The organism is Leptothrix discophora (genome assembly GCF_030705305.1).
In the GTDB taxonomy this organism is placed as follows: domain Bacteria; phylum Pseudomonadota; class Gammaproteobacteria; order Burkholderiales; family Burkholderiaceae_C; genus Sphaerotilus; species Sphaerotilus discophorus.
In genome coordinates, this window is the sequence record NZ_JAUZEE010000005.1 from 338,317 (window position 1) to 358,425 (window position 20,109).

At 71.5% G+C, this 20,109-nt stretch carries 18 protein-coding genes and 1 tRNA gene; 9 read left to right on the plus strand and 10 right to left on the minus strand.

Translation table 11 applies throughout. The features are described from left to right. Positions 1 to 20 precede the first annotated feature (20 nt). Genes Q8X39_RS11875 through Q8X39_RS11885 form a run of 3 tightly spaced genes read left to right on the plus strand, consistent with a single transcriptional unit; the run spans position 21 to position 5,209 of the window. Positions 21 to 944 carry an XrtA-associated tyrosine autokinase gene (locus tag Q8X39_RS11875; RefSeq protein ID WP_305749879.1) on the plus strand — a complete coding sequence of 308 codons (924 nt, stop codon included), beginning with the start codon at positions 21 to 23 and terminating at the stop codon, positions 942 to 944. Between the two features lie 43 nt (positions 945 to 987). Beyond that, positions 988 to 2,601 carry a TIGR03016 family PEP-CTERM system-associated outer membrane protein gene (locus Q8X39_RS11880; RefSeq protein ID WP_305749880.1) on the plus strand — a complete coding sequence of 538 codons (1,614 nt, stop codon included), beginning with the start codon at positions 988 to 990 and terminating at the stop codon, positions 2,599 to 2,601. Between the two features lie 10 nt (positions 2,602 to 2,611). Further along, positions 2,612 to 5,209, plus strand: coding sequence for an XrtA/PEP-CTERM system-associated ATPase (locus tag Q8X39_RS11885; RefSeq protein ID WP_305749881.1), 2,598 nt, complete (start codon positions 2,612 to 2,614; stop codon positions 5,207 to 5,209). A gap of 30 nt (positions 5,210 to 5,239) precedes the next feature. Here the strand turns inward: Q8X39_RS11885 and ftsY are convergent, their stop codons facing one another. Beyond that, on the minus strand, positions 5,240 to 6,271 hold the full coding sequence (ftsY, locus tag Q8X39_RS11890; protein ID WP_305749882.1) for a signal recognition particle-docking protein FtsY: 1,032 nt from the start codon (positions 6,269 to 6,271) through the stop codon (positions 5,240 to 5,242). A gap of 154 nt (positions 6,272 to 6,425) precedes the next feature. On the opposite strand from ftsY, the gene rsmD reads away from it, so the two are divergent. The 3 genes from rsmD to Q8X39_RS11905 all read left to right on the plus strand — a co-directional run bounded on the left by rsmD (position 6,426) and on the right by Q8X39_RS11905 (position 8,148). After that, positions 6,426 to 7,094, plus strand: a complete 669-nt coding sequence (gene rsmD, locus Q8X39_RS11895; RefSeq protein ID WP_305749883.1) for a 16S rRNA (guanine(966)-N(2))-methyltransferase RsmD — start codon at positions 6,426 to 6,428, stop codon at positions 7,092 to 7,094. 50 nt (positions 7,095 to 7,144) lie between these two features. Beyond that, entirely contained in the window at positions 7,145 to 7,657 is a 513-nt protein-coding gene (gene coaD / locus Q8X39_RS11900) for a pantetheine-phosphate adenylyltransferase (RefSeq protein ID WP_305749884.1), read from the plus strand. A 149-nt stretch (positions 7,658 to 7,806) separates the two neighbouring features. Continuing rightward, on the plus strand, positions 7,807 to 8,148 hold the full coding sequence (locus Q8X39_RS11905) for a YfhL family 4Fe-4S dicluster ferredoxin (protein ID WP_305749885.1): 342 nt from the start codon (positions 7,807 to 7,809) through the stop codon (positions 8,146 to 8,148). On the opposite strand, the gene pth is transcribed toward Q8X39_RS11905, so the two are convergent. The 7 genes from pth to Q8X39_RS11940 form a co-directional block, all read right to left on the minus strand. Next, a complete protein-coding gene (pth, locus tag Q8X39_RS11910; protein ID WP_305749886.1) occupies positions 8,127 to 8,786 on the minus strand; it encodes an aminoacyl-tRNA hydrolase in 660 nt (219 codons plus the stop codon). The two genes, Q8X39_RS11905 and pth, sit on opposite strands and share 22 nt — an antisense overlap. Positions 8,787 to 8,864: 78 nt before the next feature. Further along, a complete protein-coding gene (locus Q8X39_RS11915) occupies positions 8,865 to 9,488 on the minus strand; it encodes a 50S ribosomal protein L25/general stress protein Ctc (protein ID WP_305749887.1) in 624 nt (207 codons plus the stop codon). Positions 9,489 to 9,592: 104 nt separating this feature from the next. Beyond that, the gene (locus Q8X39_RS11920) at positions 9,593 to 10,555 is read right to left on the minus strand and encodes a ribose-phosphate pyrophosphokinase (protein ID WP_305749888.1); all 963 of its coding nucleotides are present in this window, start codon (positions 10,553 to 10,555) and stop codon (positions 9,593 to 9,595) included. A gap of 93 nt (positions 10,556 to 10,648) precedes the next feature. Next, a tRNA-Gln gene (locus Q8X39_RS11925) sits at positions 10,649 to 10,725 on the minus strand. Between the two features lie 44 nt (positions 10,726 to 10,769). Further along, on the minus strand, positions 10,770 to 11,660 hold the full coding sequence (ispE, locus tag Q8X39_RS11930) for a 4-(cytidine 5'-diphospho)-2-C-methyl-D-erythritol kinase (protein WP_305749889.1): 891 nt from the start codon (positions 11,658 to 11,660) through the stop codon (positions 10,770 to 10,772). 30 nt (positions 11,661 to 11,690) lie between these two features. Next, complete coding sequence (locus Q8X39_RS11935; RefSeq protein ID WP_305749890.1) at positions 11,691 to 12,239, minus strand: outer membrane lipoprotein LolB; 549 nt, start codon at positions 12,237 to 12,239, stop codon at positions 11,691 to 11,693. Next, positions 12,236 to 14,203 (minus strand): tetratricopeptide repeat protein, encoded by a 1,968-nt coding sequence (locus Q8X39_RS11940; RefSeq protein WP_305749891.1) that lies wholly within the window; start codon positions 14,201 to 14,203, stop codon positions 12,236 to 12,238. The genes Q8X39_RS11935 and Q8X39_RS11940 overlap by 4 nt, the downstream gene beginning before the upstream one ends. Before the next feature lie 75 nt (positions 14,204 to 14,278). Here Q8X39_RS11940 and mutM point away from each other — a divergent pair, with 75 nt between their 5' ends. From mutM to mutY, 3 genes are all read left to right on the plus strand, one after another. After that, positions 14,279 to 15,136, plus strand: a complete 858-nt coding sequence (mutM, locus tag Q8X39_RS11945; protein WP_305749892.1) for a bifunctional DNA-formamidopyrimidine glycosylase/DNA-(apurinic or apyrimidinic site) lyase — start codon at positions 14,279 to 14,281, stop codon at positions 15,134 to 15,136. A 131-nt stretch (positions 15,137 to 15,267) separates the two neighbouring features. Further along, on the plus strand, positions 15,268 to 17,361 hold the full coding sequence (locus Q8X39_RS11950) for a dynamin family protein (RefSeq protein WP_305749893.1): 2,094 nt from the start codon (positions 15,268 to 15,270) through the stop codon (positions 17,359 to 17,361). Positions 17,362 to 17,375: 14 nt separating this feature from the next. Then, the gene (mutY, locus tag Q8X39_RS11955; RefSeq protein ID WP_305749918.1) at positions 17,376 to 18,455 is read left to right on the plus strand and encodes an A/G-specific adenine glycosylase; all 1,080 of its coding nucleotides are present in this window, start codon (positions 17,376 to 17,378) and stop codon (positions 18,453 to 18,455) included. A gap of 45 nt (positions 18,456 to 18,500) precedes the next feature. On the opposite strand, the gene Q8X39_RS11960 is transcribed toward mutY, so the two are convergent. Together Q8X39_RS11960 and rapZ are read right to left on the minus strand one after the other, a co-directional pair. Continuing rightward, positions 18,501 to 19,163, minus strand: a complete 663-nt coding sequence (locus Q8X39_RS11960) for an LON peptidase substrate-binding domain-containing protein (RefSeq protein ID WP_305749894.1) — start codon at positions 19,161 to 19,163, stop codon at positions 18,501 to 18,503. Further along, on the minus strand, positions 19,160 to 20,089 hold the full coding sequence (rapZ, locus tag Q8X39_RS11965) for an RNase adapter RapZ (RefSeq protein WP_407068006.1): 930 nt from the start codon (positions 20,087 to 20,089) through the stop codon (positions 19,160 to 19,162). Before rapZ ends, Q8X39_RS11960 begins: the two co-directional genes overlap by 4 nt. Between the last annotated feature and the right edge of the window lie 20 nt (positions 20,090 to 20,109).

Here is a 20,109-nt window from a genome sequence, read left to right on the forward strand (position 1 = left end):
GACGCGCAAGGACGCAGACGATGAGCCTCATCGAACAGGCCGCCAAGCGGCTCGAAGAACTACGCCGCGCCGGCATCGAGGTGCCCAACCTGCCGATGCCGCCGGCCCCGTCGCCGGCCCATGCGCGGCCTGCCGTCATGCCGCTGGGCGCCGACGTGCGCGCGGCCGTGGCCGCCGCGACCGCGCTGCCGCCCGCACCGGACGAGCCGCAGCGCCGCTCGCGCGAAGTCCGCATCGACGTCTCCCGGCTGGAGCGCGAGGGCTACCTCGTGCCCTCCCAGGCCCGCTCGCAGCTGGCCGAGCAGATGCGCATCATCAAGCGGCCGCTGCTGGCCAATGCCCGTGGCGACAGCGGCCAGCAGATCGCCCGGCCCAACCTGATCCAGGTCGCCAGCGCACTGCCCGAGGAAGGCAAGACCTTCTTCGCCATCAACCTGGCGATGAGCATCGCGATGGAGGTCGACCACCACGTGCTGCTGGTCGATGCCGACGTGCTGCGGCCGTCGGTGCTGGGACGGCTGGGCGTCGAGCCGGCGGCTGGCCTGATGGACGTGCTCAAGAACAAGGACATGAAGCTGTCGGACGTGCTGCTGCGCACCAACATCGACAAGCTCAGCCTGCTGCCGGCCGGCACCGCGAACAAGAACTCCACCGAGCTGCTGGCCAGCACGGCCATGCACGAACTGCTCGACGAGCTGGCCTCGAAGTACGCGGACCGCATCATCGTGTTCGATGCGCCGCCGCTGCTGCCGACCACCGAATCGCGCGTGCTGGCCACCCACATGGGCCAGGTCGTGATGGTGGTCGAGGCCGAGAAGACCACCCATGCGCAGGTGACGCAGGCCTATGCCGCCCTGGCCGAATGCCCCGTCGTGCTGTCGGTGCTCAACAAATGCCACAGCCGAGGGACCAGCAATGCCTATGGCTACTACTACGCGTCGTGAGCGCTTGCCCGCACGGGACCGCGCGATGACGCAGGCTCATTCGATGAGCCCGTGCAGCCGTCCCGCGCTGGCGGCCGTGGCGCTTGCCGCCACGCTGCTGGCCGGCGCGTCCGGCGCCTGGGCCCAGTCGCGGCTGACCCAGGGCGCGGCCGGTGGCGACGGCCAGCCGGTGGATCCGGCGCTGGCGATCAATGCCCCGCCGCCGGCCGGCGTGTCGCAGGCGATCCAGGTCCGTCCGGCCCTGCAGCTGCGCAGCACGACCACCAACAACATCTCGCTCAGCGGCCCGGACAGCGCGCGTGCCGACACGGTCGTCGTCGCGACGCCCCGGCTGGACGCGCGCGTCAACACGCCCGGCCTGAGGCTCGAGGCGGCGCTGGCCGCCGACCTGGTCAGCTACGTCGGCCGCAGCCGCGCCGACCGGTTCTTCCCGAACGCCCGCGCCGACGCGACCGTGCAGCTGGCCGAGCGCCTGCTGTTCGTCGACGCTGGCCTGAGCGCCGACACCAGCACGCCCAATCCCTTCGGCCTGCTCGACGCGCCGTCGCAGACCGTGTTCACGCGCTCGACCACCACGCGCGAACGCATCAGCCCGCACATCGACCGCGAGCTGGGCCAGGATGCCCGCCTGCAGCTGCGCACCGACCACAGCTGGGTCCAGAACGAGGCCGGCATCGCGACGCTGGGCGACGCCCGCCTGTCCGAGCAGACCGGCCAGTACGAGCTGCGACCCCAGCCGCTGGGCCTGCGCCTGCAGGGCCAGCGCCAGGCCTCGACCTTCAGCCAGTCCGGCAGTTCGGACGTCACCTTCGAGAATGCGCGCGCCTCGCTGCTCTACGCGGCCTTGCCGCAGCAGCTCCTGCTGATCGTCACCGGCGGCACCGACCGCGGCCGCTTCGGCAGCAACGATGTGCGCGAGACCGTGCGCGGCGGGGGGCTGGTCTGGACGCCGACCGATCGCACCCGGCTGGACCTGCAGGCCGAGAAGCGTTTCTTCGGCACCGGCTGGAACGTCAGCTTCTCGCACCGCTCGCCCTTCCTGGGCATCAACGCCGGCCTGACCCAGCAGGCCACGACCTATGCCGCGCAGGTCGCCGCGCTGGCGGCCGGCGCCGACCTGACGCAGCTGTTCGACGCGATGCTGAGCACCCGCATCAGCAACCCGGCCGAACGCGCCGCCGCCGTCCAGCAGCTGATCGCGCAGCGCAACCTGCCCACCACGCTGGGCAGCGCGCTGAACCTCTACTCGGCCACCGCGCAGCTGCAGAAGGGCGCCAACCTGTCGCTGGCCCTGCTGGGCGTGCGCCACACGGTCACGCTGCGCACCTTCTACACGCGCACCGAGGACCTGATCGGCAACGACCTCCCGCCGCTGATCTCCAGCGACGCGCGCCAGTACGGCAGCTCGCTGGGCCTGAACCGGCGGCTGCGGCCGGAGACCACGGCGGACGTCACCTTCGGCCGCACCCGCGTGGTCGGCTTCGGGGCGAACGCGGCCACACGCACCAGCACCAGCAGCGTCCGCCTGGGACTGAGCCAGGCCTTCTCGCCGCGCACCACCGGCACGGTCTCGCTCGACCGGCTGTGGATCGATTCGACCGTGCTGGCCGACGCCAACCAGACGTCGCTGACCTTCGGTCTGCTCCACCGCTTCTGACGGGCCATCGATGTACGAGTCCTACTTCGGCTTTCACGGCCAGCCCTTCCAGCTCAACCCCGACCCGGCGTTCTACTTCAACAGCCGGGGACACGGCCGCGCGCTGGCCTATCTGCAGTACGGCGTCACGCAGTCCGAAGGCTTCATCGTCATCACCGGCGAGATCGGCGCGGGCAAGACGACCTTGCTGCGCATGCTGCTCGAAGGCCTGGACCGCCAGAAGGTCCTGCCGGCCCAGATCGTCAGCACGCAGCTGGAGTCGGGCGAGCTGCTGCAGGCCATCATCACGGCCTTCGGCATCCCTTCCAGCGGCAACTCCAAGGCCCACCTGATCGCCACCTTGGAGGCCTTCCTGACGGCGCTCGCCGCGCAGGGCCGGCATGCGCTGCTGATCGTCGACGAGGCCCAGAACCTGGACCCGCGGGCGGTCGAGGAACTGCGCATGCTGTCGAACTTCCAGCTCGGCAACAAGGCGCTGCTGCAGAGCTTCCTGGTCGGCCAGCCGGAGCTGCGCCGCATCCTCGAATCGCCCTCGATGGAGCAGCTGCGCCAGCGCGTGACCGCGTCGTACCACCTCGGCCCGCTGGGCTTCGAGGAGACCCAGGGCTATGTCGAGCACCGCCTGAAGCACGTCGGCTGGACCGACCGCCCGACCTTCGCGCTCGACGCGTTCGACAGCCTCTACCGCTGGACCGGCGGCGTGCCGCGTCGCCTGAACCGGCTGTGCAACCGCGTGCTGCTGGCCGCCTTCCTCGATGGCCGCGACCACGTCGACGGCGCGCTGGTCGAGCGCACCGCCGAGGAACTGCGCCAGGAGATCGGCGAGAACGACTTCACCCCCGTGGCCGTGCCGGCGCGCAGCCTGGCGGCACTGGCGGCTTCCGACGAGGCCGTCGCCGCGGTGGCCGGGCCGGTCGTGTCACCGGCCGTCGCACCGACTGCCGCGCCCATCACTGAACGCATCACCGAACCCGTCACCGAACGCATCACCGAACCCGTCATCGACCCGCTCGCGGCGCCTGCATCCGCATCGCCCGCAGCCCCGCTCGACGAGATCGATCCGATCGCCGCGCTGGCCGCCCACGCCGGCTTGCCGGACCTGCCCGAGCCGCCCAGCGAGGAGCTGCTCGACGACGTCGACGCGCTGCTGGCCGCTTCGGCCCGCCACCTCGAGGCCATCGAGGCCCAGGTCCGCGAGGACGCCGAGCTGGACCTGGGCGCGATCGCCGCCCGCGTGCTGTCGGCCACCCCGGCCGACCCCGTGCTCGACGCCGCGCCGGTCGACCGGATCGAGAAGATGGGCGCCCGCCGCCGCGCCGAGGTGGTGCTCTGCCTGGCCGACACCGAAAGCGGTGCGCTCAAGCTCGCCGCGCTCACCAAGGGTCTGGCGCAGCAGGCCGACGCGCCGCGGGTCGTGCTGGTCAATCCGGGCAGCCGGGCGCTGGTCTGGCCCTGGGAACAGATGGAGCGCCTGCTGCCCTCGCCCGACGAGGCGCTGCACCTGGGCCTGCCGGCCGATGCGCCGTTCGAGCGCGTGCTGCCGCTGGCCTTCGAGCGCATGGGCCGCGTGATCGACGAGCTGCGGCCGTCCGCCGTGCTGCTGCTGGGCCACGGCGAGGCGCTGCAGGCGCTGGCGCTGTGCGCGCAGCGTCGCGGCCTGCCGCTGCTGCGGCTGGAAGCCGGCCTGGACATGCCGGCGCGGCCGGCCCTGCTGGACCCGCTGGCCGACCTGCTGCTGGCGCCGGCCCGTCCGGGTCCGTTGCGCGCGCTGCGCCGGCTGGGCATCGACGCCGAGCGCGTCGTCAGCATCCCCGGCCAGCTGCGCGTGGACGCGCTGGCGGCGGTCTGGTCCGAGGTCAGCAGCCTGCGCGGCGCGCTGATGCGCCTGGGCCTGCCGCTGGACCTCGACCCGAGCTGGGCGACCCAGTTCGGCACCGATGCGCCCTATCTGCTCGCGACCCACCACTTTGACGTGCACGACAGCCACGCGGTGGTGGCCGCCGTGACCCGGCTGCTGGCGCTGCCGCAGCCCGACCAGATCGTCTGGCTGATGGACCGCGCCGGCATCCAGGCGCTGCGCATGCGGCTGGCCGAACACGCCGACCTGGCCACCCGCGTGGTGCTGGTCGAAGGCGACGGCCCGCGCGGCGATGTCGAGCGTGAGCAGATCGCCCGGGCCCGCGTGCTCTGCCGCGAGGTCGACGCGCTGCCGGACCAGCTCAGCATGCTGCGCGGCGCCCGCTGCGCGCTGGTCGATGCCGGCCAGGTGCTGGCCGACGCGGCCGAGCTGCTGGGCGTGCCGGCGCTGGCCTGGCAGGACGGTGCCCACGTCGAGCTGCCGCTGGTGCGCGAGACCGGCGCGCCGGCGCCGCGCCTGTTGCCCGACCAGCGCGACGCGCTGTCCGGGTGGCTGGCAGCCCAGGCCGCGCCGACCGAGCGCGAGCTGCTGCGCGAGCTGCCCGAAGGACAGGGCGGTGCCGTCGAGGCCGTGCTGGGCCGCCTGCGCACCTGGCGCACCCGGCTGGCCCACGAGGCCCAGGCGGCGGCCTCGCTGCGCGAGACGGTGGCTGCCGCGACGGCAGCAGCGGCGGCGGCCACCGCCGCTTGAATCGGCCCCTGAGCCGACCCCTGGGCCGGCTCAGTTCAGCAGCGCCTGCGCGAACTCGCGTGCATCGAAGGGTTGCAGGTCGGCCAGGCCTTCGCCCACGCCGATGAAATAGACCGGCACGCCGCCCTGGCCTTGGGCCGCGCGCTCGCGGCCCCACAGCGCGATGGCGGCCAGCACGCCGCCCTTGGCCGTGCCGTCGAGCTTGGTCACGACCAGGCCGGTCAGGCCCAGCATCGCGTCGAAGGCCTTCACCTGCGCCAGCGCGTTCTGGCCGGTGTTGCCGTCGACCACCAGCACGACCTCGTGTGGCGCACCGTCCATCGCGCGGCCGAGGGTGCGGTGGATCTTGCGCAGCTCTTCCATCAGGTGGGTCTGGGTGGCCAGACGGCCGGCGGTGTCGGCGATCACGACGTCGCAGCCGCGCGCCTGGCCGGCCTTGACCGCGTCGAAGCAGACGGCGGCCGGATCGCCGCCTTCCTGGCTGACGATCTCGACCTGGTTGCGGTCGGCCCAGACCGACAGCTGCTCGCGCGCGGCGGCCCGGAAGGTGTCGGCCGCGGCCAGCAGCACCTTGCACTGCGCCTCGGCCAGGTGGCGGGTCAGCTTGCCGATGGTGGTGGTCTTGCCCGCGCCGTTGACGCCCGCGACCATCATCACGGTCGGCTGGTGGGCATCGACCTTCAGCGTCGCCTCCAGCGGCTGGAGCAGCTCGGCCAGCACCTCGACCAGCAGCGCCTTGACGGCCTGCGGATCGGTCGCCTTGCTCTCCTTGACGCGGCGCTTGAGCTCGCCGAGCAGGTGGTTCGTCGCGCCGACGCCGGCATCGGCCATCAGCAGCGCGGCTTCGAGGTCCTCGTACAGCGCCTCGTCGATCTGCGTGCCGGTGAAGACCTGGGCGATCGACGAGCCGGTGCGGCGCAGGCCGGCCTTCAGGCGGTCCAGCCAGCCGGCGCGGGCCGGTTCGACAGCGGGGATCGGCGACGGCGAGGAAGGCGAGGAGGGCGCGGTTGCCGGGGCCGGAGCGGGCGCCGGGGTCGCCTTGCGGCGCAGGAAGCTGAACATGGGCGGGCGCGGGACCGCGACGAATCCGTCGTGCTGCGGGGAGGCCCGCCGGTCCGGTCACGTGGTTGGATGGGAAGAGAGAAATTGTAGGCAGCCCGGACGGCCCCGGGTCGGCCGGAAAGGCCGTGTTGGAGCGGCTTCCTACAATCCGGCGATGCCTTCTTCCACCCGTTCCTCCACCCGTTCCGCCACCCGTCCCCCCCAACGACCCGCCCAACGACCCGCCCCCGCCGCCCGGCCGGCCGGTGAGGTCCGCCTGATCGGTGGCCAGTGGAAGCGCAGCAAGCTCGCCGTGCCCGATCGGCCCGGCCTGCGCCCGACCCCGGACCGGGTCCGCGAGACGCTCTACAACTGGCTGGGCCAGGACCTGTCGGGCTGGCAGGTGGTCGATGCCTACGCGGGCAGCGGCGCGCTGGGCTACGAGGCCGCCTCGCGCGGCGCCGCCAAGGTCGTGCTGATCGAGCAGGACAACGTGCTGGTGCAGTCGCTCGCCGCCGCCGCGCAGCGCCTGGGCGCGCAGGATCGTGTGCAGGTCGTGCGGGCCGACGCGCTGGCCTGGCTGCGCGGCCAGCCGGCGCAGGCCTGGGACCTGGTGCTGCTGGATCCGCCCTTCGGCCTTGGCCTGGACGGCCCGGCGCTGCAGGCCGCCCGCCGCGTCGTCCGCGACGATGGCTACCTCTACCTCGAGTCCGGCCAGCCACTGGACGAGGCGGGCGCGGCCGCGCTCGGCCTGAGGCTGCACCGCAACGGCCGGGCCGGCATGGTGCATTTCCATCTGCTGACACCCTTGCCGGTGGCCTTCGCCAAGGTCGAGCCCCAGTAAACTGCGTCCCCCCGATACCCGAGCGGCGCGTGCAGCGCGAGGAGCCTGTCTTGACCCCGGTGACGCACCAACTCACGGCCATCTACCCGGGTACCTTCGACCCGATGACGCTCGGTCACCAGGACCTGATGCGGCGCGCCAGCCGGCTGTTCAGCCGCCTGATCGTCGCGGTCGCGGCGGGGCACCACAAGCGCACGATGTTCAGCGTCGAGGAGCGCCTGGAGATCGCCCAGGAGCTGGCCCGGGATCACCCAAACGTCGAGGTCGTCGCCTTCCGCGGCCTGCTGCGCGACTTCGTCGTCGAGCATGGCGGCAAGGTCGTGGTGCGTGGCCTGCGCGCGGTCAGCGACTTCGAGTACGAGTTCCAGATGGCCGGCATGAACCGCCAGCTGATGCCCGAGGTCGAGACCCTGTTCCTGACCCCCAGCGACCAGTACCAGTTCATCAGCGGCACCTTCGTGCGCGAGATTGCCGCACTCGGCGGTGATGTCTCCAAGTTCGTGGCACCGTCGGTGCTCGAACGGCTCAAGCGCCGCGTCGCGGCCCGACGGGCCGAAGAGTGAAAACGGCGGCAAAGATGGCGGTGAAGACGGCGCCGGCCCACCGCCCCCGCCGGCCCCATCCCCGAATGTTGTCGTGTTGATCGGCCCTGTCGCGATGACGGGCCGTTCGCCCCAGCCCCGTTCCAACGCCTGATACCCGGACCCAAGCCATGGCCTTGATGATCACGTCGGAGTGCATCAACTGCGATGTCTGCGAGCCCGAATGCCCGAACCAGGCGATCTCGATGGGCGAGGACTACTACGTCATCGACCCGGCCCGCTGCACCGAGTGCGTCGGCCATTTCGGCGAGCCGCAGTGCGTGCAGGTCTGCCCGGTCGAATGCATCCCCGTCCACCCGGAACATGTCGAGAGCCCTGCCCAGCTGCATCACAAGTACGAGCAGCTGCAGGCCGAGGCGCTGGCCGCGCTGCGCCAGCGCCATGAGACCGAGGACCCGGGCTGGAACGAGCTTCAGCCCGCCGAGCTCGCTCAGGCGGCGTCGGGCGGCTGAGGCTTCGCCGAGTCGGCCGGTGATGCCGGCGCGTCGGGCTTGACGGGCTTGGGCGGCTTGGGCCGCGGCGGCTGCGCATGCAGCTTCTGCTGGGCAGCGACCCACTCGCCGCGCTGCATCAGTTCGGCATGGTCCAGCGACTTGGCAATGCATCCCTCGATCGCCTCGCGTTCGGCCGCCGGCGGCTTGCGCAGCACGAAGGCCGCGACTTCCGAGCGCACGCCCGGATGGCCGATGCCCAGCCGCAGCCGCCAGGTGTCGGCCGAGCCGAGCTGGGCCTGGATGTCCTTCAGCCCGTTGTGCCCGGCCGCACCGCCACCCTGCTTGAGCTTCATCTGGCCGGGCAGCAGGTCCAGTTCGTCGTGCACGACCAGGATCTCGCCGGGCTCAACCTTGAAGAAGCGCGCCAGTGCGGCGACCGACTTGCCCGAGAGGTTCATGTAGGTCATCGGCTGCAAGAGCCAGACCGACTGGCCGCCGACCATCGTGCGCGCGACCAGGCCGTGGTAGGCGCGGTCGGGCTGCAGGTGGCAGTTCCAGCGCCGCGCCAGCGCGTCGATCCACCAGAAGCCGGCGTTGTGGCGCGTGGCCTCGTATTCAGGGCCGGGATTGCCCAGGCCGACGAAGAGTCGAATCATGGCGATGGGTCCGGAAAGACGAAACCCCGCCGCAGCGGGGTTGGTTCGGCAGGCCGCGCGAGGCGGCCGGTCGACAGCTTACTTCTTGCCCTTGGCGGCCTTGCCCTTGGCGGGCGCGGGCGCGGCAGCGACGACGATCTCTTCCTCGACGATCGGCACCACGGTCGCGACGACCGGGTTCTTCTTGCCGTGGGTGATGATCTTCACGCCGGCATCGAGCTTGATGTCGTCGATGTGCAGCGACTGGCCCTTGGCCAGGCCGCCCAGGTCGACGGTGATGAACTCGGGCAGCTTCTCGGCCAGGCACTCGATCTCGACGCTGGCGATCACGTGGGTGATCAGGCACTTGTCGAACTTGACGGCCTGCGACTCGGCTTCGTTGACGAAGTGCAGCGGCACCTTCTTGTGGATGCGGGTGGTGGCGTCCACGCGCTGGAAGTCCACGTGCAGCACCAGCGGCTTGTAGGCGTGCATCTGCACGTCACGCAGCACGACCTTCTCGGACGTGCCGGCCAGGTCCATTTCCAGCACGGAAGAATGGAAGGCTTCCTTCTTCAGCGCATGGAACAGCGCGTTGTGGTCCAGCTCGATCGAGACGGGTTGGCCGGCACCGTAGACGATGCCCGGAACCTTGCCCGACACGCGCAGGCGGCGGCTCGCTCCGGTCCCCTGCAGTTCACGCGCGTAAGCGACGAATTTCATGGTTTTCTCCAGACTTGGAAGGCTGCCCGCGACCAGGCGCCCGAGGTTGGCGGAAGCTCCGCCGGAACAGGTCGCGCCCGGCATGGACGCGGCCTCGAAAGGGATCAGAAGTTGTTGTTCTGCTCGGAGAACAGCGAGGTCACCGATTCGCCGTCCGAGATGCGCCGGATGGTCTCGGCGAACAGGAAGGCCACCGACAGCTGGCGCACCTTGGGGATGCGCTTGGCGTCCACGTGCAGCGGGATGGTGTTGGTGATGACGACCTCGTCGAGGTGCGACTTCTCGATGCGCTCGAGTGCCGGACCGGAGAACACCGGGTGCGTGCAGTAGGCGAAGACGCTGCGCGCGCCGCGCTCCTTGAGCACCTCGGCGGCCTTCACCAGCGTGCCGGCGGTGTCGATCATGTCGTCCATGATCACGCAGTTGCGCTTGTCTATCTCGCCGATGACGTGCATCACTTCCGAGACGTTGGCCTTCGGGCGACGCTTGTCGATGATGGCCAGGTCGCAGCCCAGCTGCTTGGCCAGCGCACGGGCGCGAACCACGCCACCGACGTCCGGCGACACGACCACGAGGTCCTCGTAGCGCTTGCCCTGCAGGTCCGACAGCAGGACCGGCGAGGCGTAGATGTTGTCGACCGGTATGTCGAAGAAGCCTTGGATCTGGTCGGCGTGCAGGTCCATCGTCAGGACCCTGTTCACGCCGGCGGCCTCAAGCATGTTGGCGACGACCTTGGCGCTGATCGGCACACGCGTCGAGCGCGGGCGGCGGTCCTGGCGGGCGTAGCCGAAGTAGGGGATCACCGCGGTGATGCGCCGGGCCGAGGCGCGCTTGAGCGCGTCGACCATCAGCAGCAGTTCCATCAGGTTCTCGTTGGTCGGCGCACAGGTGGGCTGGACCACGAAGACGTCGCGGGCGCGCACGTTCTGCTGGATCTCGATGGTGACTTCGCCATCGGAGAAGCGACCGATGGACGCCTTGCCCAGTTCGATGCGCAGATCGTCGGCGATCTCCTGCGCGAGGGACGGGTTGGCGTTGCCGGTGAAGAGGACGGTGTCGGCGAGCATGCGCGTGATCCCGGAGCGGGCGAAGCCGCGTGATGTGGCGACATCAAGAAACAGGCGCCTCGCCGGAGACCGACGGGCGCCTGATGGATGGTTTGGCAGGGGAGGAAGGACTCGAACCCTCGCATGTCGGAATCAAAATCCGATGCCTTGACCAACTTGGCGACTCCCCTACACAGGACCGCTCTGACGAGCAGACCTTGAACCGTCTTGCACCTCAGCCGTCGAGCCAGCCGCGCAGCGGATGGTCCGGCAGACTGCGACACCATCGGGCGATCCAGTCATCGGGCAGGGTCGCCAGAACCCGCCGCCAACCTGTCGGTTCGCCGATGGCGCCGGGGACTTGCCCCGCGCACTCTGTTCGTTGACCTGCAAACACCGCGCTGCCCGATCCGCTCATGCGGCTTGTGCCCACATGGCGCTCCAGCAATCTGACGGCGACCTTGACCTGTTCGCTGTATGCCTCGGCACACGGCTGCAAGTCATTTCTGCCAAACGTCAGGGTGTCTGCAAGAAAGTCCGCAACTATAGCGTCCGCTGTGTCGCGTGACAAGAGGGGGCTGCCAAAAATCGCGGCCGTGGGGATGGCCACGGCGGGCTTGACGACGCCGAAGGCGTGCGCTGGCAGGTCGATCGGCGTGAGCCGCTCGCCAATGCCTTCGACCCAGGCGTTGCGCCCGCCGATGAAGAAGGGCACGTCCGCGCCGATCGTCAGGCCCAGTTCGGCCAGCTGGGCGCGCGTCCAGGCCAGGCCCCACAGGCGGTTGAGTCCGATCAGCACGGTGGCCGCGTCCGAGCTGCCGCCGCCCAGGCCAGCGCCCCAGGGCACCTGCTTGTCGATGCGGATCTCGACGCCCTGGCGCGTGCCCGAGGCCGCCTGCAGCGCCCGCGCCGCGCGGATGCACAGGTCGTCGGCCGGCAACGTCGGGCCGAGGTCAACCCGCGTGATCGAGCCGTCGTCGCGGCGCAGCAGGTCCAGCGTGTCGCACCAGTCGATCAGGCAGAAGACCGACTGCAGCAGGTGGTAGCCATCGGCGCGACGGCCGGTGACGTGCAGGAAGAGGTTGAGCTTGGCCGGAGCCGGCAGGTCGAGCAGCGCGTCGAGCATGGGGAAGGGGGTTCGGGCGGTCGGATCGGCTCAGCGGCCGTCGAGCTTGGCGCGCACGGTCACGCGCGGTGACGGCTGCTCGCGCACCGCGACCAGCAGGCCGTCGGCGATGCGGTCGGTCCGCACGCTCCAGCCGAGCTGCTCGAAGCGCTCGGCGCTGTCGGGTCGATGCGGACGCGCCGGCCACGGCCGGCCTTCGAGCCAGTCGAACAGCGCTGCCACCGGCAGGCTCTGGCCGGTCAGCTCCTCGGCCATGTCTTCGAGGCTGGCGTAGCGGCGTGTCTCGTCGGGTGTTCGCAGGCGCACCGCCTGGGCGGGCGACCACTCGGCCACGCCGATCTGCGCGCCCAGCGGGTTGGACAGCGCGATCCAGCCGGCATCCGGGCGGCCATGCAGCTCGAAGCTGGCGCTGAAGGACTTGGCTGCATCGCCCTCGACCTGCACCGCCAGCCGGCCGCTGTGGCTGCTGCCTTCGGGGCGCACCGCCGGGGCCAGGTTCTGGCAGGCCGTCAGCATCAGGACCTGCGTGGCCGCCAGCAGCAGGGCCCGTGCGGCCCTGCGCGCGAGCGGTGGATTCACAGGCGGACCTTGAGGCGCGACAGCGTCTCGGCCAGCACCTCGTTGGCGGCATCGCGCTGCTGGCCGGCGCGCCAGACCTGCAGGGCCTCGTCGCGGCGGCCGAGCGACCACAGCACCTCGCCGAGGTGCGCGCCGATCTCGACGTCCGGCCGTTGCTCGTAGACGCCCTTGAGGATGCGCAGCGCCTCCTCCGGCCGGCCGAGCCGGAACTCGACCCAGCCCAGGCTGTCGCCGATGAAGGGATCGCCGGGCGCGAGTGCCAGGGCCTTGCGGATCAGCTCGCGCGCCTCTTCGAGCCGCAGGCCGCGATCGGCCAGGCTGTAGCCGAGCGCGTTGTAGGCATGCTGCTGGTCGGGCTTGATCGTCATGACCCGGCGCAGCAGCGCCTCCATCTCGTCGTGGCGCTGCAGCTTCTCGGCCAGCAGGGCCTGTTCGTAGAGCAGGTCCGGGTCGTCGGGCTGGGCCTGGTTGGCAGAGGTCAGGACGGCGTAGGCGGTCTGCCACTGGCGTGCATCGCGCAGCAGCTGCGTCTCGCTCATGACCTTGGCGCGGCGGTCCTCGGCGTTGCGTTCGGGCAGTGCGCGGATGAGCGCGCGACCGTCGTCGATCTTGCCGGTGCGGGCCAGCAGCGAGGCCCGCCGCAGCACGACGCTGGTGTCGTCGGGCGGGCTGCTCAGGCGCTCCAGCCAGCGCTGCGCGCCTTCGTAGTCCTTGAGCTGCTCGCTGACCTGCGACAGCATCAGGATGGCCTGGTTGCGCTCCTGGTCGTCGGCTGCGGCATGGGCCTCGGCGGCCTCGTCGGACTCGCCGCGGGCATCGTCGTCCTCGCCATCGGCGCGGGTCTCGGCCTGCTTGCGCGGCGCTTCCTTCAGGTCGATGTAGCGCGTCAGCGAGGTCCGCGCCGCCTCCGGTTCGACCAGCTCGATCTGCAGCGCACCGCGCATCAGCCAGGCCGGCGCGTGGTCGGGCTGGTAGGTCACCAGGTCGGTCGTGACGGCCAGTGCGTCTCGGTAGCGCTGCGCGGCGGTCAGGCGGCGGGCGTAGATCAGGCGGATCGGCGCGCTGGCCTTGGGCGCGCGGTTGTAGGTCGCGGCCAGCGCCTCGGCGCGCGGGTCCTTGCCGAACAGTTCCAGGCCGATCAGCGCGGCCCCGTCGCTGCCTGGATCGAGCTGCTGGACCTGCTGGGCCAGATCGAGCGGTCGCCGGGTCTCGCCCGCCACCAGCCAGCCACGCGCCGACGCCAGCAGCGCGGCGGCGCGGGTGGTGCTGTTGTCCTTCCAGGGCTCGACCGCCTTGTCCAGCACGGTGGCCGCCGCAGCGGCCTGATCGCCGCGCATGACCAGACCGGACAGCGCCTCGATCACGTCGGTCCGGTCGGTGGCCGGTGCCAGCTCGATGGTCGCGCGCAGCGGCTCTAGCGCCTCCTGGGTCTGGCCGAGCGCCATCAGCACCTGGGCCTGCATGGCAGCGGCGTTGTGCGACTTGGGCAGGCTCAGGCGCCAGGCCTTCAGGCCGGCCAGCGCCTGGTCCTGCGCACGGTCGTTGATGGCGATGTCGACGGCGCGCCTGAACAGCGTCTCGTCGCGGCTGCGGCGGGCCGCGTCCAGCAGCACCTGGGCGGCGACACCGGCATTGCCGTTGCGCAGCTCCAGCTCGGCGGCCAGGACCTGGTAGAAGGTCTGCGCATCCATGCCCGAGTTGCTCGGCACGCGCGGCGAGGTGGCGCGGGCGGCCGACCTGGCCGCAGGCGCAGCCTGGGTGTGGCGCACATCGGTCGATGCCGTCGAGGCCAGCACGGGGCTGGACGCCAGGCCGATCCATGCGAGCGAGGCGGCGACCGCGACGGCCCGCCAGCGCATCGGCGCGGCGCATGCGGCGACCGATGACGACGTCCCGATGCGGGGCGTCAGGCGGAACCGGTGGCCGCTGACGGCTCGGGTGGAAGGGCAGGACGGCACGCTCATCGGACAGGCTCCAGGCATCGAACGATTCTAGGCGGGGGCCTCTGGCGGGTCGGGGCACGATTCGATAATCCCGTCATGCCCGAACTGCCTGAAGTCGAAGTCACGCGCCTGAGCCTGGTCGAGCGGCTCGACCAGGCCACCATCCGCTCGATGCGCCTGGGCAAGCCGCTGCGCTGGCCGCTGGGCCGCGACCCGGCGAGCTTTGCCGGACTGCGCATCGGCCGGCTGGTGCGGCGGGGCAAGTACCTCTGGATGCCGCTGCATGCCGATGCGGTGGGTGCGGTGGATGCGGTGGATGCCTCGCCGTCCGGGGGGCTGCTCTGGCACCTCGGCATGTCTGGCGCGCTGCGCTTCGAGGCCAGCCTGCCGCCGCCCGGACCGCATGACCACGTCGAGCTTCAGACCGACCGCGGCGTGCTGCGCCTGACCGATCCGCGCCGCTTCGGCGCGGTGGTCTGGTCGGCCGCGCCGGACCTGCCGCCGGCCCGCGCGCTGCTGGACAGGCTGGGCGTCGAGCCGCTGGAAGCGGGCTTCAGCGCCTCGGTGCTGCACGAGGGCCTGCGCGGCCGGCGGGTGGCGATCAAGCAGGCGCTGCTGGCTGGCGACGTGGTCGTCGGCGTGGGCAACATCTATTGCTCCGAGGCCCTGTTCGGCGCCGGCATCGACCCGCGCACGCCGGCCTCGCGGGTCGGGCCGCTGCGCTGCGAGCGCCTGGTCGACGCGATCCGCCAGGTGCTGCGCCAGGCCGTCGCGACCGGCGGCTCGACGCTGCGCGACTTCCACGACGCGCACGGCATGGGTGGCGCCTTCCAGGACCATGCCCGCGTCTATGACCGTGCCGGCCAGCCTTGCCTGCGCTGCACGACGCCGATCCGCCGCATCGTGCAGGGCCAGCGCGCGACCTATTTCTGCCCGAACTGCCAAAAGCGGTAGTCGCCGATCTGCAGGCGCGCCAGGCCGGGGCGTCGATCGTGACGCGCTGCGCGGTGTGATGAACCCAGGCGGCACAAAGCGTGCATTAAGATGGATCGAGGCTGGCCCTCCCGTGCCGGCGCGGCATGCCCATGATCGACATCCCCATCGACACACCCCACGAGCCCTTTGTCCGCAGCCTTGACGCGATGGGCCAGTGGCGCGCCGATCTCGAGGAGCGCGTGCGCGAGCTGGTGCGCTTCCTGCGCGAGCACGGGCTGCTCGACGAGGCCGCGCATGACCTGCTCGATTCGCTGCGCCAGCGCCTGGCCGGCGAGAAGCTGGTGGTGGCCTTCGTGGCCGAGTTCTCGCGCGGCAAGTCCGAGCTGATCAACGCGATCTTCTTCGCCGACGCAGGCCGCCGGATCATGCCGGCGACGCCCGGGCGCACCACCATGTGCCCGGTAGAGCTGCGCTGGGAGCCCGAGGACCCGCCCGGCCTGTCGCTGCTGCCGATCGAGACCCGGCTGGACGGCGCCTCGCTGTCCGAGCTGCGCGCACAGCCGCGTGCCTGGGAGCAACGCATCATCGACGTGAAGGACCCGGAGTCCTTCGCCGACGCGCTGACCGCCGTCATGGGCACCCGCAGCGCCAGCGTCGACGAGGCCCGCGCGCTGGGCTTCTGGAGCGACGAGGCGACCGAGGACAACCCGCCGGTGCTGGCCGACGGGCAGGTCGAGATCCCGCTGTGGCGCCATGCCCTGATCAACGTGCCGCACCCGTTGCTCAAGCGCGGCCTGGTCGTGATCGACACGCCCGGCCTGAACGCGATCGGTGCCGAGCCCGAGCTGACCGTGGGCCTGCTGCCCAGCGCCCACGTGGTCGTGTTCGTGCTGGGCGCGGACACCGGCGTGACCAAGTCCGACCTCGCGATCTGGCGCGACCACCTGTCCTCGCAGGCGCTGACCCGCTACGTCGTGCTCAACAAGATCGACGCGCTGCATGACCCGCTGTCCAGCGTCGAGCAGAACGAGGCCCAGATCGCCAGCCAGTGCGCCTCGGTGGCGCGCACGCTGGAGATGCCCGGCTCGCGCGTCTTCCCGCTGTCGGCGCGTCAGGCGCTGGAGGCGCGGGTCGAGGGCAATGCCCGCCTGCTGGTCGACAGCCGCCTGCTGGCGCTCGAACAGGCGCTGGCCCAGCAGCTGCTGCCGCAGCGCCGCGCGGTGTTCGAGCAGCTCACGCTCGAAGCGCTGTCGGTGGTCCAGCACAACACCAGCCGCAACCTCACCGACCTGCGCCGGCACCTGGCCGACCAGATCTCCGAACTGCGCGGCCTGCGCGGCAAGAACAGCAGCAAGATCCAGCTGATGCTCAACCGCGTCTCGGCCGAGACGGCCGAGTTCGAGAGCTGCACCACCCAGCTGCAGGCCATGCGCGCGGTCCACACCCGCATGCTCAAGGACCTGCTGCAGGCGCTGTCGGGCGATCCGCTGCGCGGCCACGTCGACACGATGATCCGCTCGATCCGCGACTCGCTGCTCAAGCTCGGCGCCAAGCGCTCGTTCACGCAGCTGTTCGCCGAACTGCGCCGCGTGCTCGACGAGACCGCCAAGCGCGAGGCCGACATCCGCGACATGCTCTCGGCGTCCTTCACGCGGCTCAACACCGAGTTCGCCTTCAGCCTCGTGCTGGGCCAGACCACCGACCTGTCGCGCTTCCGGGATGACCTCGCGCTGATCGAGCGCAACTACGTCCAGTACCTCGGCCTGACCCAGGCGATGCGGCTGGCCCAGCCGCGCTTCCTGGAGCAGTTCCGCCGCATGCTGATGTCGCGCCTGCGCGTGGTGTTCGAGAGCGCTGCCAGCGAGATCGAGCTGTGGAACCGCACCGCGTCGGCCCAGGTCGACGGCCAGCTGCGCGAGCGCCGCCGCGCCTTCAAGCGCCGGCGCGAGTCGCTCGAACGCATCCAGCAGGCCTCGGCCGAACTCGAGGTCCGCCTGAACGAGCTGGAACAGCAGGATGAGCGCCTCGCCCGCATCGAGTCCCGCCTGGCTGCCTTGTTCGAAGGTGCCCGCACGGCGGCCGGCCGGCGCGACATGGTGCCCAGCGAGGTCGCGGCCTTGCCGACGCTGCGTGCGGCCGGCGACGGCGTGCCCACGCTCGGCATCGACCAGGCCTTCGCCGGCTCGGCGGCCGCGGGCGGCAACCGCCCCGAAGCCAGCGCCGTGCAGGCCCGCCCCGCTTGAGTCCACAGGACCCGATGCCGCCGGCCACGCCGGCCGCCGCGCTGCCGCGCATCGCCGACGACCTGGTGCGCTGGCAGCGCGCGCAGGGCCGTCACGGCCTGCCGTGGCAGCACACCCGCGACCCCTACCGCGTCTGGCTGTCGGAGGTCATGCTGCAGCAGACCCAGGTCACGACCGTGCTGGGCTACTACGCGCGTTTCCTCGAACGCTGGCCGGACGTCGCCGCGCTGGCCGCCGCGCCGCTGGACGAGGTGCTGGGCCAGTGGAGCGGGCTGGGCTACTACAGCCGCGCCCGCAACCTGCACCGCTGCGCCCAGGCCGTCGTGGCCGATCACGGCGGCCGCTTCCCGCAGCGGGCCGAACGCCTGGCGACGCTGCCGGGCATCGGCCCGTCGACGGCGGCGGCCATCGCCAGCTTCTGCTTCGATGAGCGCGTCGCCATCCTCGACGGCAACGTCAAGCGGGTGCTGGCGCGCGTGCTGGCCTTCGACGGCGACATCGGCCAGGGCGGCCCGACCCGCACGCTCTGGCGCATCGCCGGACAGTTGCTGCCCGAAGCGCCGTCCGACATGCCGGCCTGGACCCAGGGCGTGATGGACCTCGGTGCGACCGTCTGCACGCCGCGCAAGCCGCAATGCGGGGTCTGCCCGCTGACGACGCATTGCGCGGCCCGCGCCGCCGGTCGGCAGGCCAATTTCCCGGTCAAGGAAAAGCGCCTGAAGCGCGGCCGCCGCGAGAGCTGGTGCCTGTGGCTGCAGGCCGGCCAGGGCGACGCCGCGCAGGTCTGGCTGCAGCAGCGGCCGCACACCGGCATCTGGTCCGGTTTGTGGACCTGGCCCCTGTTCGACGCGGCCGATGCGCGCGAAGCGGCGCTGGACGCGCTGCTGCCCGGCCCGGTCGAGGCCAGCGCGCAGGCCCTGCCGTCCTTCAAGCATGTGCTCACGCACCTGGACTGGACCCTGCACCCGCTGCGCCTGACGCTGGCCGGGCCGATCGACCCTCAGGCCGCCCTGGGCCCCGGCCGCTGGTTCGACCGCGCCGCGCTGGCCACGCTGGGCCTGCCCGCACCGATCGCGAAGGCGCTGGCGGTCTGAGACCTGATGCCTGGGGCCTGGGGCCGGCGCCGCGCCGGCATGCGCTCAGACGATCTTGTGCCGCCTCAGGAAGCCGTCGACCAGCCCGAGCCGGGCGACCGGGTCCTGCAGTGCCATCAGCTTGTGGCGGGTGGCCAGCGGGATCGGCAGGATCTCGCACCAGCGGTTGGCGACCCAGCCGGCATCGTCGTAGCGCAGCGGCAGCTTGAAGGGCGCGTCGCCGCGTTCGTCCAGCGCGATGACGGCGCGTTGCAGCGCGGCGACCGCGCCAGCGTGCTCGGGCAGTGGCGCGGCCGGTTCGTCGGCCGACAGCAGCGTCGCGCGGGCAGCCACCCAGAGGCCGTCCGGGCGCTGGCTGGCGCCGTCCAGCTCGAAGCGCCGGCCGCCGTGGCAGCGCACCATCAGGATGCCGGGCTGGTCGGCGTCACATTCCGCGATGCTGGCCAGGCAGCCGACCGCCTCGAAGCGGACCGGGTCCCGGCCCTTGCCACGCGCTTCGCCGCGACCTTCATCCCGCACCTCGCCGCCCTGGATCAGCGTGACCACCCCGAAGCCGCGGCCCTCGCGCAGGCACCACCCCATCAGGTCCAGGTAGCGCGCCTCAAACACCTTCAGCGCCAGCACGCCGTCCGGGAACAGCACCGTGCCGAGCGGGAACAGCGGCAGCGCGTGCAGCGGCAGGTCGGGTGCGGGCGGGGAGGTGTTCACAGGCTCATGTCCTTGGCTTCCAGCTCGCGGTGCCGGATCAGGGTCGGGATGCGCTCGCGAAAGCGCGCGGCCAGCGTCTCGACGCCGTAGACCGAGCGGTGCTGACCGCCGGTGCAGCCCAGCGCCACCGTCAGGTAGCTGCGCTGGTCCATGCCGTAGGCCGGCAGCCAGCGGTTCAGGAAGGTCTCGATCTGGGCCAGCATCTCGGCCGCCTCGGGCTGCGCCTGCATGAACTCGACCACGCCGGCATCGCGCCCGGTCAGCGCGCGCAGCTCGCGCACGTAGTGCGGGTTGGGCAGCACGCGCAGGTCGTAGACCAGGTCGGCATCGCGCGGCACGCCGTGCTTGAAGGCGAAGGACTCGAAGATCAGCGTCAGCGCGCTGTGCGCCGCGCCGACCAGCTGGCGCACCCAGGAGCGCAGCTGGGCCGGCCGCAGGTCGCTGGTGTCGATCACGGTGGCGATGGCATGCACGCCGGCCAGCAGCGCGCGCTCGGTCTCGATCGCCTCGATCAGCGCGGTGTAGGCGGTGCCCTGGCTGTCCTGGCGGGCCGACAGCGGGTGGCGCCGGCGGGTCTCCGAGTAGCGCTTGACCAGCGTGTCGGTGCGCGACTCCAGGAAGATCGGCAGCACCCGCGTGCCCTCGCGGCGCAGCTGGTCGACCAGCGGCAGCAGGCGCGGCAGCGAGGCCGCGTTGCGCACGTCGACCGCAACGGCAATGTGGCTGACCTCGCGCTGGCGCTGCAGGCGGATGAACTCGGGCATCAGCTCCGGCGGCAGGTTGTCGACGCAGAAGTAGCCCGCGTCTTCCAGGGCGGCCAGCGCGACCGACTTGCCCGAGCCCGAGATGCCGGAAATCAGGATGACCGGCTCGGGCAGGCGAGCCGTCGCGGGACGGGCAGGGGAACGGAGCGTCGAGGACTTCATGGGTACGGCGAGGGCGAGGG